Below are 14,847 nucleotides of genomic sequence, written 5' to 3' on the forward strand. Positions count from 1 at the left end.
GGAGGTTTCAGTTATTTTTTATTAACAAACGCTCAAAATTCCATGGAACAGATTTATTAATACGTTTTTACGCAAACGGTTACCTTGTATAAATCTAAAACAGCCCACCCTTCAGATAAAAAAAACTAATACCAGGCATGAGCAAAAATCACCTGTAGCACGCCAAAATCGTGATCACAAAACCGTTTTTCGCCTATCATATAACAAGCCGTTTCATTACATGATTTAGATCTATTTTTTGCCGAAGAAAATTCTGCAAAATTAGCCTCGACTTATTTCCTGTTCCCAAAAAATGAGTAATTTAACATGAATACAACAACTTCTTCGGCAAATGCCGTAAAAGACTCGAGCAAGTTTACTTATAAAGATTTTACTTGGTGCCTTTCTCTGTTCGGTACAGCAGTAGGTGCTGGCGTACTATTCCTTCCAATCAAAGCTGGTGCGGGTGGTTTTTGGCCATTAGTTATCCTAGCTCTAATCGCAGCACCAATGACTTGGTTTGCACATAAATCTCTAGCACGTTTTGTACTGTCTGCAAAAAATCCTGAAGCAGATATCACTGATACAGTAGAAGAACACTTTGGTAAGACTGGCGCGAACCTTATTACTTTCGCTTACTTTTTCGCTATCTACCCAATCGTTCTAATTTACGGTGTTGGTATCACAAACACTGTGGACTCTTTCCTTGTAAACCAAATGGGTATGGAATCTATTCCGCGTCCTCTTCTTTCTGGTGCACTTATCCTAGCTATGACTGCTGGTGTTGTATTCGGTAAAGAGCTAATGCTGAAAGCAACTTCAGCGATGGTTTACCCACTAGTATTCATCCTACTAGCACTGTCTTTCTACCTAGTTCCTGATTGGAACACATCTATGATGGACGTAAGCCCAGAATGGTCTTCTATGCCTTCTATCATCTGGCTAGCAATTCCAATCATCGTGTTCTCTTTTAACCACAGCCCAATCATCTCTCAGTTCTCTAAAGAGCAACGTCGTGTACACGGTGACAACGCAGTTAAGAAGACTGACGCTATCACTGGTGGCGCAGCAATGATGCTGATGGGTTTTGTAATGTTCTTCGTATTCTCTGTTGTACTTTCTCTATCTCCAGAGCAACTAGCAACAGCGCAAGCGCAAAACATCTCTGTACTTTCTTACCTAGCTAACGTTCACGAGTCTCCACTTATCTCTTACATGGGTCCTCTAGTAGCGTTCGCAGCAATCACTTCTAGCTACTTCGGTCACTTCCTAGGTGCACACGAAGGTCTAGTAGGTCTAATCAAATCTCGCTCTAACACTCAAGTAAGCAAGATTGAAAAAATCTCTCTAGCGTTCATCGTTGTGACTACTTGGATTGTTGCGGTAGTTAACCCAAGCATCCTAGGTATGATTGAAACAATGGGTGCTCCAATGATTGCAGCTATCCTGTTCCTAATGCCTGTATTCGCGATGAACAAAGTACCAGCAATGGCTAAGTACAAAACTTCAGCACCTGTACAAATCTTTACAGCTTTATGTGGTCTAGCGGCTATTACTTCTGTAATCTACGGCGCTCTTTAATCTCAGCACCATTACACTGACGCACATGAGTGAAGTATTACTCATTGATCAAGCTGAGCATTAAAACCAAATATAATGATAATAAATGAGCCTCCCTACTCCCCTTGGGAGGCTCTCTTTTGAGGTAATCACTATGATTAGTGTTTTTGATATCTATAAAATCGGTGTTGGTCCATCGAGCTCACACACAGTTGGACCAATGAAAGCGGGTAAAGAGTTTATTGATGATCTTCGTTCAATGGGAAAATTGCGCGACATCACTAAAATCACCGTGGACGTATATGGATCACTATCACTGACAGGGAAAGGTCACCACACAGATATCGCTATCATCATGGGTCTTGCTGGCAACACCCCTGAGAAAGTAGACATCGATTCTATTCCGGGCTTTATCGCTCGCGTAGAAGAAACTGAGCGCCTTCCTGTTGGCATGCACTGTCACACAGTATCGTTCCCGAAAGACGGTGGTATGAACTTCCATACTACTAACCTTGAGCTACACGAAAACGGCATGAGCATCCACGCTTGGATCGATGACGAAAAAGCGTACTCAAAGACTTATTATTCTATTGGTGGTGGCTTCATCGTTGACGAAGAGAACTTCGGCAAAGAAGAAGAGAACCCAATCAAGTCGCCTTACGAATTCACAACCGCTGAAGAGCTAGTGAACCAGTGTAAAGAGAGCGGCCTTTCTATCAGCACACTTGTGATGAAGAACCAGGCAGCCCTTCACTCTGATGAAGAGTCTCGCACTTACTTCGCGAACATCTGGAAAACGATGCGTGAATGTATGGATCGCGGCATGAACACTGAAGGTATTCTGCCTGGTCCACTACGTGTACCTCGTCGTGCTGCGGCACTTCGCCAACAGCTGATGACTTCAGAGAAAACGACTAACGACCCAATGTCAGTGGTTGACTGGGTTAACATGTTCGCTTTCGCTGTAAACGAAGAGAACGCAGCTGGCGGTCGTGTAGTTACTGCACCAACAAACGGCGCATGTGGCATCATCCCTGCTGTACTGGCTTACTACGACAAGTTTATCCAAACAGTAACAGAGAAAGACTACATCCGTTACTTCGCGGCTTCTGGCGCGATCGGTGGTCTTTACAAGCGTAACGCTTCTATCTCTGGTGCAGAAGTTGGCTGTCAGGGTGAAGTTGGTGTGGCATGTTCTATGGCTGCTGCAGGTCTTGCTGAGCTTATGGGTGGTAGCCCAGAGCAAGTATGTATGGCTGCAGAGATCGCGATGGAGCACAACCTAGGTCTAACATGTGACCCAGTTGCTGGCCAAGTACAAGTACCATGTATCGAGCGTAACGGTATCGCTGCGGTAAAAGCAATCAACTCGACTCGTATGGCACTGCGTCGTTCTTCTGCTCCTACTGTATCTCTAGATAAAGTTATCGAAACGATGCTAGAGACTGGTAAAGACATGAACGCGAAATACCGTGAGACTTCTCAAGGTGGTCTAGCAATCAAAGTGGTTTGCTAGTTAGCACTCACATTTAATTTGCTTATAAAGAAAAGGAACGCCGAGGCGTTCCTTTTTTGTATCTATTATTTTGATGCTTATGGCTAGCGTCGAATTAAATCACTTGAGAGATAATCAAGAAGCAACCAAACAGCAGAGAAAATAGCATCATCACGCTACCACCTTCCGCTGAGTATCTATCTTCAGCCACTTTCATAAATCGCTGCTTGTGCACCATCACTAGTGGGATAAACACCGCGAGGAACACCAAGATAATACCTGCGTAGTTCAATACCTGTAGGAACTTATCTGCAGCTAGCAATGAACCTGTAAGAGGCAGAATAAAGCTGATTACGTAAGTTACCGCAGTGTTCTGGTTAAACATGTCTCGGTTTTGGTTGAACAGAGCCATTGCTACACCGAAGAAAGAGGTTAACAGCGCCAAGCCCGTGAAGGTCGACAGGATATTACCAATCCAAGGTGACTTGGTCTCAAACGCGGCCATCAAGTCTGACACGTTATGGAAGCTTCTAAATTGCTCTTCGCTTAGGTTGCCCACTACGGCAAATAACCAACATAGGTAACACACAAGTGGAATCAAAGAACCGACAATCACCATATTGCGTAGTTGCTTGTCTGTCGCCTCTTGGTTGTAAGAAACCAGCGTAGGAATCACCACCATGAAACCAAAACTGGTAAACAAGATCGCACTGGTTTTAATTAGCGCGACGTGATCATAACTCGTTACTTGCGTCAGGTTTTCTTGTGTCATACCCGGAGCAAGGAACGTCATCGTAATCACAAGGCTTGCCAGCATCACAAAGAATAGCGCTCGGTTGAGCTTATCAATCACACCTGTACCACACGCAACCACTGCACCCGCAATCAAGGTAAATGCAATCTGGCCTGTCGTCGCACTGACATTAATGCCAAGGCTTGCAAGCAGTTGGCTTAGAAGATCGCCAGCACCTAGGATGTACGCCATCAATAAGCAGATTAGCAGAGCGTAAAGCAGGCCATTAGTAATCAGCTGCCCTTGTTTGCCGAGAGTTTTACGCGCGATTGAGTTCAAACCAAGGCCGCCACCAGCCTTGATTGTCGCTTCAAGAAGTAGAAGCGCCGCATAAGTAGTACCGAAGCAGATCAGTACCATCAAAAGTGAACCGTATAGCAATCCAAATTGAGCAAGTACCATTGGAATTGCAAGCATACCAGCACCCAGAGCGGTACCAGCGATAATTAGGGAGCTCCCTATCATTTTAATATTCATTGTCTTTAACTTATTTGTTTAGTTTTTAATAGGTGTACTTCTCTGTCATCAATCAAGATGCAAAGAAAATTCGAAAGAAGTTAAGCTTTAAAACGAATATCGATAGGAGCGATAAGCGGAGTTAAATCGCGAGAAGGCAGTAGAAAGCGAGCTGTGATAAAAGCGAGATTGTAGAGAAAGAGAGGCAACTGAAGAGTTCTGTTGCTGATGTGGTGAACCTTCTGTAGGTTCGATGATTGGTGATGTGATTTTGAATTTCATCTATGTGTCCAAAAAATTAATCACATTCCGTGTTATTACAAGCAGCGATCCTTTACTGCTTTCCTCAAGTATTGAGGTAAATTCATCTTAACGAAAGACACCTGAAAAACAACGGCACAACCTTATTTTCTGCTATTTTTTGTTCGTTTGTCTGTAATTTAAACAACCAGAGTTAAAAAACATCACATATATTCTAAATTACTCGTTCAAACGATCCTATTCGCCACATTTATTTAAAAGTCTTAACTCCTATTTACATGTTATTTTCATTTTCAATCTCACACCTATCACTATAGATAAATACATCAATTAAAAATCCCATTAGTTGAAAGAGGATCAAAATATGACGCTAAATGCGCTGTTTTTATGACGTTTTGACGCCAATTTTCCATCACAAAGCTGCTACATCACAGAAACATAACCACAATCGGAGTATGGTCACACAATTACCCCTTTATGGTAGGTACCGCATAACTTTGCCGCTACAGTATGCTCGTCATTATAATTAATAAAAATATGTGTTCGGTATGCGCTCAACAATAACGTTTAAGATTCTGGTAGCACTGGCCGTAGTTTTCTCCCTACTCCTCGCTATCTCTACATACTTTCAATACACGCAGCAAAAGCAACTTGTAAACTCAGTTTTGAGCGAGCAACTGCACGATAAAGCTAGTAACTATTTCGATAGCCTCAACATGATGATGCTGACAGGCACCATGTCGCAAAAAGAGACGCTACGTCATAAAGCACTGGCGCAAGAAGGCATCGAAGATGTTCGCGTGCTTAGAGCAGACACTGTCAGCAAACTTTATGGTCCTGGTAGTGCTGATCAGCAGCCGAAAGACGACATCGACAAACGTGCGCTCGCCGGTGAAACGGTCATTGAACCTTTCAGTGCAGATTGGGGTAAAGGACTGGTCATCGCCTTACCAATGAAATCGAGTGAGAATTACCGCGGTACCAATTGTGTATCTTGTCATATGGCACCGGAAGGCGAAGTGCTAGGCGCAATTCGTCTTGAGTACAACTTGAGCCATGTTAATGACCTTATCCATACGCAAACTGTGACTGCCATTGCCATCATGGCTGTGATCTCTTTCGTTGGCTTTGCTCTGACAATGGGGCTTATCCGCAAGATCATTGTCCGCCCTCTTCAGCAAACCGCTCGTTTCATGACGCGCGTCAGCGACGACAAAAACCTATCTGAAAGATTGCCAATTGAGCGTAATGACGAAATTGGTTCGCTATCAGCAGCGATCAACTCTTTTATGAAGACGGTCTCGAACAGTTTAGGTCAGGTACAAGACACCTCACATAAATTGAATGCGTCAGCAAACCAGTTAACGAGTGTTGCCCATATTACTGAGACAGCCGCCAGCGATCAGCAAGGCGAGACAGCCGAAGTGCAGAGCAATATTGAAGGGATTCAAGCGCAACAAGTAAGTGCTGAACAAGCCACTGTGACAGCTTCGAACCTTATCAACCATACCGCTGACGTCGCGTTCAAGAGCGCAAACCAAGCTCACGATGCAAGCAATGAGATTAAGAACCTAGTGACCAGCATCGAAGAGGTGAAAGATAAGATTTCTTCTCTCAATCAACAAACCGGTGAAGTGTCTTCTATCTTGACCGTGATTCATGGGATTGCCGAGCAAACCAACCTATTGGCGCTCAATGCAGCGATTGAAGCAGCGCGTGCCGGGGAACAAGGCCGCGGGTTTGCGGTGGTTGCCGATGAAGTTCGCCACCTAGCCTCTCGCACAGCAGAAGCCACAGGCAACATCGAGTCGATCATCAATCAATTCCAGCAAGGTAGTGAGCAATCTCTGCAATCTGCCGATCATGTATGTGCTCAGGCTTACCAAAGCTCGACCGATATCGACGCACTAGCAGAAGAGATGAATGGCGTTGTTGAGGAGATGAAGCAGGTATTAGCACACGCTCAAGATATTCAGCATCAAACTCAATCCACCACGCACGCAACGAAAGATGTGCAGAATAAGATTGAAGCTATTACATCTCATGCCAATAACACATCGCAATCAGCAGCAAGTACTCGTGACATCAGTAACGACCTTGAAGAGCTGTCTGATCACCTTGAGAGCTTGATCAACCAATTTACCCTTTCTAATAAGCAACAAGGAAGCTAATCACGCTTCTTCATATCTGCAACAAGGCCTGCTAATAGAGTAAAAAGTCGGCCTTTAAAGAAAAATAAGTCCATATAGGAAATATTTCTTTCTTCAACTAACAATAAAGGTTGAAGCTCTCTGTGTGACAGGTAATATGTTCCATTGATTTAAAAAGTTTATACAACTCAATGTTTCGATTGTTTTTTGTTCAAGTATCAGAAAATTAAAACTATCGTGATTTAGCATTGGGTTGAATTTGTCCCTCAATGGAGAATGAAACCAACATGACTTACGCGCCTGTAAAAGACGTACTTGGCGGCAAGCTAGCGGTAGACAGTGAAGTAACTGTTCGCGGCTGGATCCGTTCACGTCGTGATTCCAAAGCTGGAATCTCTTTCCTTGCCATTTATGACGGCTCTTGTTTCGACCCGATTCAGGCCGTGGTCCCTAATAATCTTAATAATTACGAAAACGAAGTACTAAAGCTGACTACAGGCTGCTCTGTTGAAGTAACTGGTAAGATTGTTGAGTCTCCTGCGAAAGGTCAAGACTTCGAACTTGCTGCAACTGACGTTAAAGTTGTAGGTTGGGTTGAAGACGCAGAAACTTACCCAATGGCGAAAACTCGTCACTCAATCGAGTACCTACGTGAAGTAGCGCACCTACGTCCACGTACTAACGTAATCGGTGCTGTTGCGCGTGTTCGTAACTGCCTATCTCAAGCAATCCACCGCTTCTACCACGAGCAGGGTTTCTTCTGGGTATCTGCTCCACTGATCACAGCTTCTGATGCAGAAGGTGCTGGTGAGATGTTCCGCGTTTCTACGCTAGACATGGAAAACCTACCTCGCACAGAGAAAGGCGATGTTGATTACAACGAAGATTTCTTCGGTAAAGAGACATTCCTAACGGTATCAGGTCAGCTAAACGCAGAAGCTTACGCTTGTGCACTAAGCAAAGTTTACACGTTCGGTCCTACGTTCCGTGCTGAAAACTCAAACACAAGCCGCCACCTAGCTGAGTTCTGGATGGTTGAGCCTGAAGTTGCATTCGCGGACCTAGAAGACGTTGCTAAGCTGTCTGAAGACATGCTTAAATTCGTGTTCAAAGCAGTACTTGAAGAGTGCCGTGATGACCTTGAGTTCTTCGCTCAACGCATCGACAAAGAAGCAATCACTCGTCTAGAGCAGTTTGTTTCTTCTGACTTCGCACAAGTTGACTACACTGACGCAATCCAGATTCTTCTAGATTCAGGTCGTGAGTTCGAATTCCCAGTTGAATGGGGTATCGACATGTCTTCTGAGCACGAGCGTTACCTAGCTGAAGAGCACTTCAAAGCACCAGTAATCGTGAAGAACTACCCGAAAGACATCAAAGCATTCTACATGCGTGCGAACGATGACGGTAAGACAGTAGCGGCAATGGACGTACTAGCACCTGGCATCGGTGAAATCATCGGTGGTTCTCAGCGTGAAGAGCGTCTAGACATTCTAGACGAGCGTATGCGTGAAGTGGGTATCGACCCAGAACACATGAGCTGGTACCGCGACCTACGTAAATACGGCACAGTGCCACACGCTGGTTTCGGCCTAGGTTTTGAGCGTCTAGTATCTTACGTTACAGGCATGGGCAACGTACGTGACGTTATCCCATTCCCACGTACTCCTCGCTCTGCGAACTTCTAATTCCGCATTAAGCTCGAATTAAAATAATGAAAACAAAAACCTCCGCAATTGCGGAGGTTTTTTTATTGGTTAAATCCGCGAAGCTATTCCCCTGCGTGTCGTACCAAGAAGTGATCTAACAGAATCTTCTCGACTGATTCATTGTTTTTGTCGATATTGATTGGCTTGAATTCGACAATCATTTGATCACCTTTCTGCTCAAAAGCGTTCACCTTCAACAGCAAACTCTCTTTGTCCGCCTTGATATTGTGGGCAACCTGACGACCATTGATAAAGAGGTCAAACGCGGGCGCCTTTGGATTCGCTGGAACAACCGTTTCAAAAGTATAACGTTCACCATCAGCAGCATACACTGTATTGTAGATACCACCATCTTCAGTCCAGTAAGTACCATTAAAGTCCATGTTTTCAGCGCGCCAGTAGCTGTAGAACGCATGTAGGTCCTCAACGGTGTACTGTGTTTCATGTGTCCATTTCACATCACCTAACTTAACGACTTCTGTGTAACTAAAGCCGTGTGTTTTCATGTCATGTTTAATGCTGTCTAAACGGCCGATAACGTCATCATAGGTATCTTGCCAACCGAGTTCACCGTAATACTGCAGGCCAATCTCACCCAAAATATAAAATTCACCATCACGTTCAATCGTAATACCCGAGCCTGAATCACCATGAATTGCCAACCATTGGAGGTTGCTCTGCGGCATGATGACAGGATCGTATTTGTATTCTGCCAACCATTTTTTATCGGTGTCGTTGTACTTGACGAATTTTCTACCTCCATTACGGCCATTGTAGTTTCCAAATCCAATGGTGTTCACTTCGTAGATTTCGTCATAGCTAAACATGCCTTTTTCAGGAAGCTTAGCGGGTTTGATACCCGTGATCGGCGTGTCTAAACGGACAAGTGCAAAGTCATACACACCATCCGTAAACTCGTATTCACCCCACACACCGTTAGGATCTGTACTTGCGCGTGATGAATATACTGTTTGATAAACACCATTCTCATCTTTTTTAAATGATGAGCACGTGACAGTGTTGCGATAGCCTTCACTCTTAGCTCCTGACACATGGTTCGCTGTGATGACCCAGTACGGGTCAATCAACGTCGCAGATCCGGCATTCATGTGGCATGCGAAATCAAATTTACTTTGTAGTGCAAATTCTTTGTGCTGAGTCACCGAGCGATCCATTTTTCCAATGCCAGCTTGCGCTGAAAATGTCGCCAAGATTGCTGATGCAAGAATCAGTTTTTTCATGATTATCGTACCTCCATAAACTGGATAGCTTCTAATGCGTGATACCCCTTATCTCGTTCAAAATCGAACTGTCTCGGGCTACGGCTATAGGTTACGACCAGTTGGTCATTTGGCGATGTAGATTGGAAGCGGATTGTGTTCTTCACGCTGGTCATGTGGAAAGAGATGTCGTTCTGAACAGTTGTACATTGATTTTTGAGGCAAGCAGTGACATCGGACGATGACAACCAATTGTGTGTATAAAGCTCAACAACAAACTCGCCCTCTTTTCCTGGAGTTACCGTAAACTGGTAACCACCATTGCCATGAATAATTGCAGAGTCTGCCAATTGGTCACTGTAATCTAGCGAGCTTCCTCCAGCCCAGTAATAACGGTTGCCGATAGCATTCTTAGTAGTACCGTTTTTTACTTTTTCTAAGTTGCCTGTTTCACGCACGTTTGAGATATAGCTGACTTCAGGCTTTGCTATATGTTGATGCTCACCGTACCAAAAAGACCAATCTAAGCCATCAAGGTCAACGTCGTTCGCATAGCGATAACGGCCTTCATCAAGCTCATAACCATGAAATTCACTTATCAATGTCAATCCGTGGCTTTCTACCTCAGTGACATTCGATAAGTCGTTTAGGTCAACGACAAGTTCACTACTGTGAGCAAAACTCGCCACCAGCCCGATTGCTAATACAATCATTTTATTCATATTTATTCCTCTCAACTGAACAATACGATTGTATGAGAGAGATATTTATATGGTGTAAGACACTGTAAGCACATCAACTTGTTTGCTAATTTGCGCACGACCAATAATTGACACAAATACAACAAGGTTTATTCGCTGATCAATTTATTAATAGCTTTAGAGTGGGGTCAACATTTTGGCTATGACTAACAATTTTTGAGAAAGCACTTACTCGGGCTTACATTTGACAAGGGGAATATATTTGGTGAGGACGAATAATCAGTGGTAATGAGTTGGACAAGCCAATTTGATTAGGAGTAAGAAATAGATTTTTCCTTCCCTACTCCCTAGTAGAAAGCTGTCATTGATAATCGGTTAAGATTCTTCTTGTTTTTCTGCGTAACGAATCGCCAGCGCACAGATACCGAATAGAACAAATGGAATAGCAGCTGTGGTGTATTCAGTCCATGCCATATCAGCAAATGCTTTTGCCAACAACACATGGCCGAAAATCAACAGTACCGCACATACAATAGCGACTAGGATAAGTTTGATTTCATTTCCAGCAGGTGATTTCAACATAACGGTTTCTCCAATATTTGGTCTACCGTTATTCAAACACAGATTATCTTGTTGAAAGGCGTACAGTTATGCCTGATTCAAGGCGTACAGTTTTTAATGTTGAGGTTTATGACTGACGCAACAGTTGGTGAGCGAGCTGGCCCACCGTTTTCAACGCAGAACGGCGCTCTTGAGTCAGCTCATGAGAGAAGTTAAGTCGAATCGCGTGAGAGACCATATCACTCTCGCTGAACAGGTCGCCCGAAGCGATACTAATCCCCTTCTCCATTGCTTGTTTATACAGCTTATGGCTGTCGAATGACTCAGGGAAACGAATCCAAATAAAGTAGCCACCCTGCGGCTCTTCTAATTCAATTGATATAGGGAAAGACTCTGTTACTGCCTCGATAAACTCTTGCTTCCTCGATTGTAGGTGCTTACGTAGTTTACGCAGGTGATTATCGTAGCTTTCATGAGTAAGGAAATGTGCCACGCCCAACTGTACCGGAGCACTGCTCGATAGCGTTGATAGAAGTTGCTGTTTTTGGATTTGGTTATGATAACGAGCATTGACTACCCAGCCCACACGATAGCCGGGACACAAACTCTTCGAATAAGAACCACACAGCAACACAGAGTCGTTGGTATCGTAGGCTTTAAGCGGCTTAGGTTTCTCCCCATCATAATAGAGGTCAGCATAAACATCATCTTCGATGATCAAAGCTTGATGTTCACGAGCGATCGCCACTACTTCTTTTTTGCTCTTGTCTGACAGGCAAGTTCCGGTTGGATTTTGGAATGTCGTCATCAACCAGCACGCTTTGACATCATGATCAACTAGCGCTTGTTTAAATGCAGTGATGTTCAATCCATCCTTAGGGCAAACCTCTACCTCTACTGCGTTCAATCCGAGCCTCTCGACCGCTTGCAGCGCGCCATAAAACGCAGGCGCTTCTATAACTACTGTGTCACCCGGTTTAGTCACCGTTTGCAGGCTAAGGTTTAGGGCTTCCATAGCGCCAGACGTAATCACAATATCTTGATGACTAACGACAATTCCTTGCTGTAGATAACGCTGGGCAATTTGACGCCTTAGAGATTCACTCCCAGGAGGAAGGTTATTAATAACACTCGCCCCTGTCATCTTACGTCCTGCACTTGCAAGATTTCTTGTCAAAACCGGAAGTGGGAACAGGTCCGGGTCAGGGAAAGCAGAACCAAAAGGCACCACGCCTTCAGCAGAGCTAGAGGTTAAAAAGTCGAACAACCTATCGTTAATCGCACGTTTTGGCTCTGAGACTTCAGGTAACGTCACCAAGCTCTCGATTTTGGGTGCAACAAAGTAGCCAGATTGGGGCTTGGCAATGATCCAGCCTTCACTCTCTAACAGTTGGTACGCCTGAAGAACCGTGCTGTTACTGACCTTATAGTTACGGCAGCTCATACGAACAGACGGGATCTTCTCGCCAGATCGCCAAGTATTGTTGGCTATCTGTGTGCGAATATCCTTTGCCAGCTCTTCGTAACGTGCCATAAGTTGTACTACCTAAAGAATCAATAAACCCAATACTCTAGCATTAACATGGGCTTAGATTGTAGCTATCCCACTGATTCAGCGTCATTTATATAATTGTGTGAAAAACTTCACAGAACTAATGAGCTGCTCTGCTAACTTTGATGCATAGCGAGATATTCATATCGCTCTAAACTTATACAGATGTTCACAATAATAATGCGAGACCATAATGAAAAAGATAGAAGCAGAACACTTAGAGTACAAAGGTGAATCAAATGGTGTCCACAGTTGGACAGCGCCAAGTGGACAACCTTACTACTGGCACCCAGATTGGCTACACATTGCTGAAGACGCAACTGGCTCACATCCAAAAGAGAAACTCGATGTTGTTGATGATCAGCCAGCTACTCAAAAACATGCCGTGTCGGCCATTCTAAAACACATCAACCAGTGGGCAGCGGACAAGCTTGCTTCACACCCAGAAATCGAAGCGGGTTCGGTTGAAGCAGAAATACACCTCAAGAAATAACGCTTCCATGGTTCACTGACTATTAGAGAAGTCAGTGAACCCAATTTCCTCTACCAATAACAACTCCCAGACAAACGCTACACTTAACAATTCTATAAAAGCTTTCACTTAGTTATATCAATTGCTCTTTCTCACCGATAGAATTATCAAAATCCATACAGAAGAAATATTTTTTAGCCTGTCTCGTTCTACTAATAAGTCATTGGAAGCAGACTAGGATAATAACAAGGATTAATTGATGGATTCTTCACACCACAATACCAATCTAACCGCTAAGCTGTACGTTCTCGCCGGTGTTCTTTTTGGGACATATGGCAGTCGAGTTTGTCCGATGTTAGAAACATTAACGGCTATGGAAACGATCACTCACGTCAGCATAGTGTTTGCTATTCTGTTTATGATTCGTTTTGTCATTGCCCCTCGCTGGTCTATTTACCAACAAGCGCAATATATTAAGCTAGATACGAGCCTATTCTTCGCGATTAGTATCCCACTCGCGACCTATTACAACCTAAGTTACGAGTTTCCCCTAGATAGCAACCTGAAGGTTCTATTCGGATTGGCGCTATTTGGATTCTTTACTGGTAGCATTCTAGAGCTCGACTCCAAGCTCAAGCAGATGGATACCTACCATGTACAAGGTGTCAGCAACGTTCAACTTAGCGGTGTTCGCCAATCTTTGGTTAAGCAACTGATAGGCTTGGTGATGGTACTGCTAACATCATTGACCCTGATGCTAAGTATGGTCGCAATCAAAGACGTATTTTGGCTCGAACACAATCCAGAGCGCATCTTAGACGGCACGGGCAAAATCAGCATAATGAAAGAGTTTGCCTACTTATCCTTGGTTCTAGGTGGTTACGCCGTGGTGATCATGACGATGTGGAGCAAATTGATTAAGAAGATTCTGTTAAGTCATGAATGCGCGTTGGTTGAAGTAACCAAAGGTAACATTCAATCCCGTCTACCTGTCTTCAATCACGATGAGTTGGGCTCGATGGCGTCATTGACAAATAACATGCTTGATAGCCTGCAATCCATTCAGCAAGAGGTTAAAACGACCCGTGACGTGGCAATCGTCAGTTTGTCTGCCTTAGCGGAATCTCGTGACAACGAAACAGGTGCACATATTCTACGCACGCAGGAGTATGTAAAAGCGTTGGCGGAACAAATGAGCCTATCACCAAAACACTCATCATTGCTCACACCTGAATACATTGAACTGCTCTACAAATCGGCACCACTGCATGATGTCGGAAAAGTAGGTGTTCCTGACAATGTGCTGCTCAAGCCAGGTAAATTGACAGATGAAGAGTTCAACATCATGAAAAAGCACCCAGAGATTGGTGCTGAGGCGCTGTCTATTGCTGAAGGTCAACTGGGTAGTAGCTCATTCCTAAGAGTAGCTAAAGAGATATCACTGACTCACCATGAAAAGTGGAACGGTCAAGGTTATCCGAATCAATTGGCAGGTGAAGACATTCCATTGTCTGGCCGCTTAATGGCATTGGCTGATGTGTACGACGCCTTGATATCGAAACGTGTATACAAACCCGCTTTTAGTCACGATAAAGCCAAAGGCATCATTATTGAGGGTAAAGGCCAGCACTTTGACCCTGAGGTTGTTGAAGCTTTCTTAGCGGTAGAACATCAATTTGTTGAGATTGCCGCAGCACACAAAGATGGCAAACACGACATCAGCGAACTTGAACGAGAAAACCTGACTTTACAGCCTGCATAGCTGATATAAAACTCGCTAACTTCTTACACCCTATTGGTTTATCCGTAGGGTGTTTTATTAGATATATTCGAGCTTTACTCATAAATTCCATCGAAATAGATTTTTTTTCCGCTTTCTTCTCAATTCATATTGTCTTCAAAATTTCATACAGGTATAAATACCACTAGATACTATCC

12 protein-coding genes are annotated in these 14,847 nt (G+C 43.9%); 6 read left to right on the forward strand and 6 right to left on the reverse strand.

The window, feature by feature from the left end:
* Positions 1-306 precede the first annotated feature (306 nt).
* On the forward strand, positions 307-1,560 hold the full coding sequence (locus FIV04_RS08720) for an aromatic amino acid transport family protein (RefSeq protein WP_152468905.1): 1,254 nt from the start codon (positions 307-309) through the stop codon (positions 1,558-1,560).
* A 133-nt stretch (positions 1,561-1,693) separates the two neighbouring features.
* Entirely contained in the window at positions 1,694-3,055 is a 1,362-nt protein-coding gene (locus tag FIV04_RS08725; RefSeq protein ID WP_032548739.1) for an L-serine ammonia-lyase, read from the forward strand.
* A 94-nt stretch (positions 3,056-3,149) separates the two neighbouring features.
* Here FIV04_RS08725 and FIV04_RS08730 read toward each other — a convergent pair whose 3' ends face one another.
* Together FIV04_RS08730 and FIV04_RS26910 are read right to left on the reverse strand one after the other, a co-directional pair.
* Positions 3,150-4,304, reverse strand: a complete 1,155-nt coding sequence (locus FIV04_RS08730) for an amino acid permease (protein WP_253895334.1) — start codon at positions 4,302-4,304, stop codon at positions 3,150-3,152.
* 87 nt (positions 4,305-4,391) lie between these two features.
* Positions 4,392-4,565: a hypothetical protein gene (locus FIV04_RS26910; protein ID WP_160168781.1), complete on the reverse strand. Its 174-nt coding sequence runs from the start codon at positions 4,563-4,565 to the stop codon at positions 4,392-4,394.
* A gap of 527 nt (positions 4,566-5,092) precedes the next feature.
* On the opposite strand from FIV04_RS26910, the gene FIV04_RS08735 reads away from it, so the two are divergent.
* Both FIV04_RS08735 and asnS read left to right on the forward strand, forming a co-directional pair.
* On the forward strand, positions 5,093-6,715 hold the full coding sequence (locus tag FIV04_RS08735; RefSeq protein WP_150894303.1) for a methyl-accepting chemotaxis protein: 1,623 nt from the start codon (positions 5,093-5,095) through the stop codon (positions 6,713-6,715).
* A gap of 266 nt (positions 6,716-6,981) precedes the next feature.
* A complete protein-coding gene (gene asnS / locus FIV04_RS08740; protein WP_150868825.1) occupies positions 6,982-8,382 on the forward strand; it encodes an asparagine--tRNA ligase in 1,401 nt (466 codons plus the stop codon).
* A gap of 83 nt (positions 8,383-8,465) precedes the next feature.
* Here asnS and FIV04_RS08745 read toward each other — a convergent pair whose 3' ends face one another.
* The 4 genes from FIV04_RS08745 to FIV04_RS08760 all read right to left on the reverse strand — a co-directional run bounded on the left by FIV04_RS08745 (position 8,466) and on the right by FIV04_RS08760 (position 12,419).
* Positions 8,466-9,644: a serine protease gene (locus FIV04_RS08745; protein WP_152468906.1), complete on the reverse strand. Its 1,179-nt coding sequence runs from the start codon at positions 9,642-9,644 to the stop codon at positions 8,466-8,468.
* 2 nt (positions 9,645-9,646) lie between these two features.
* A complete protein-coding gene (locus FIV04_RS08750; RefSeq protein WP_152469552.1) occupies positions 9,647-10,336 on the reverse strand; it encodes a hypothetical protein in 690 nt (229 codons plus the stop codon).
* Between the two features lie 363 nt (positions 10,337-10,699).
* A complete protein-coding gene (locus tag FIV04_RS08755) occupies positions 10,700-10,906 on the reverse strand; it encodes a hypothetical protein (RefSeq protein ID WP_032548732.1) in 207 nt (68 codons plus the stop codon).
* Positions 10,907-11,012: 106 nt separating this feature from the next.
* Positions 11,013-12,419, reverse strand: coding sequence for a PLP-dependent aminotransferase family protein (locus tag FIV04_RS08760; RefSeq protein WP_152468907.1), 1,407 nt, complete (start codon positions 12,417-12,419; stop codon positions 11,013-11,015).
* A gap of 211 nt (positions 12,420-12,630) precedes the next feature.
* On the opposite strand from FIV04_RS08760, the gene FIV04_RS08765 reads away from it, so the two are divergent.
* Together FIV04_RS08765 and FIV04_RS08770 are read left to right on the forward strand one after the other, a co-directional pair.
* A complete protein-coding gene (locus FIV04_RS08765; RefSeq protein WP_032548730.1) occupies positions 12,631-12,930 on the forward strand; it encodes a hypothetical protein in 300 nt (99 codons plus the stop codon).
* 238 nt (positions 12,931-13,168) lie between these two features.
* On the forward strand, positions 13,169-14,671 hold the full coding sequence (locus FIV04_RS08770) for an HD-GYP domain-containing protein (protein WP_152468908.1): 1,503 nt from the start codon (positions 13,169-13,171) through the stop codon (positions 14,669-14,671).
* Positions 14,672-14,847: the final 176 nt, after the last annotated feature.

It is taken from the genome of Vibrio sp. THAF190c (genome assembly GCF_009363355.1).
Lineage (GTDB): Bacteria > Pseudomonadota > Gammaproteobacteria > Enterobacterales > Vibrionaceae > Vibrio > Vibrio fortis_A.

Excerpts from the sequence above, each read along its gene's own strand:
- FIV04_RS08720 (WP_152468905.1), top strand. The coding sequence starts at position 307 with ATGAATACAACAACTTCTTCGGCAAATGCCGTAAAAGACTCGAGCAAG.
- FIV04_RS08725 (WP_032548739.1), top strand. The coding sequence starts at position 1,694 with ATGATTAGTGTTTTTGATATCTATAAAATCGGTGTTGGTCCATCGAGC.
- FIV04_RS08730 (WP_253895334.1), bottom strand. The coding sequence starts at position 4,304 with ATGAATATTAAAATGATAGGGAGCTCCCTAATTATCGCTGGTACCGCT.
- FIV04_RS26910 (WP_160168781.1), bottom strand. The coding sequence starts at position 4,565 with ATGAAATTCAAAATCACATCACCAATCATCGAACCTACAGAAGGTTCA.
- FIV04_RS08735 (WP_150894303.1), top strand. The coding sequence starts at position 5,093 with ATGCGCTCAACAATAACGTTTAAGATTCTGGTAGCACTGGCCGTAGTT.
- asnS (WP_150868825.1), top strand. The coding sequence starts at position 6,982 with ATGACTTACGCGCCTGTAAAAGACGTACTTGGCGGCAAGCTAGCGGTA.
- FIV04_RS08745 (WP_152468906.1), bottom strand. The coding sequence starts at position 9,644 with ATGAAAAAACTGATTCTTGCATCAGCAATCTTGGCGACATTTTCAGCG.
- FIV04_RS08750 (WP_152469552.1), bottom strand. The coding sequence starts at position 10,336 with ATGATTGTATTAGCAATCGGGCTGGTGGCGAGTTTTGCTCACAGTAGT.
- FIV04_RS08755 (WP_032548732.1), bottom strand. The coding sequence starts at position 10,906 with ATGTTGAAATCACCTGCTGGAAATGAAATCAAACTTATCCTAGTCGCT.
- FIV04_RS08760 (WP_152468907.1), bottom strand. The coding sequence starts at position 12,419 with ATGGCACGTTACGAAGAGCTGGCAAAGGATATTCGCACACAGATAGCC.
- FIV04_RS08765 (WP_032548730.1), top strand. The coding sequence starts at position 12,631 with ATGAAAAAGATAGAAGCAGAACACTTAGAGTACAAAGGTGAATCAAAT.
- FIV04_RS08770 (WP_152468908.1), top strand. The coding sequence starts at position 13,169 with ATGGATTCTTCACACCACAATACCAATCTAACCGCTAAGCTGTACGTT.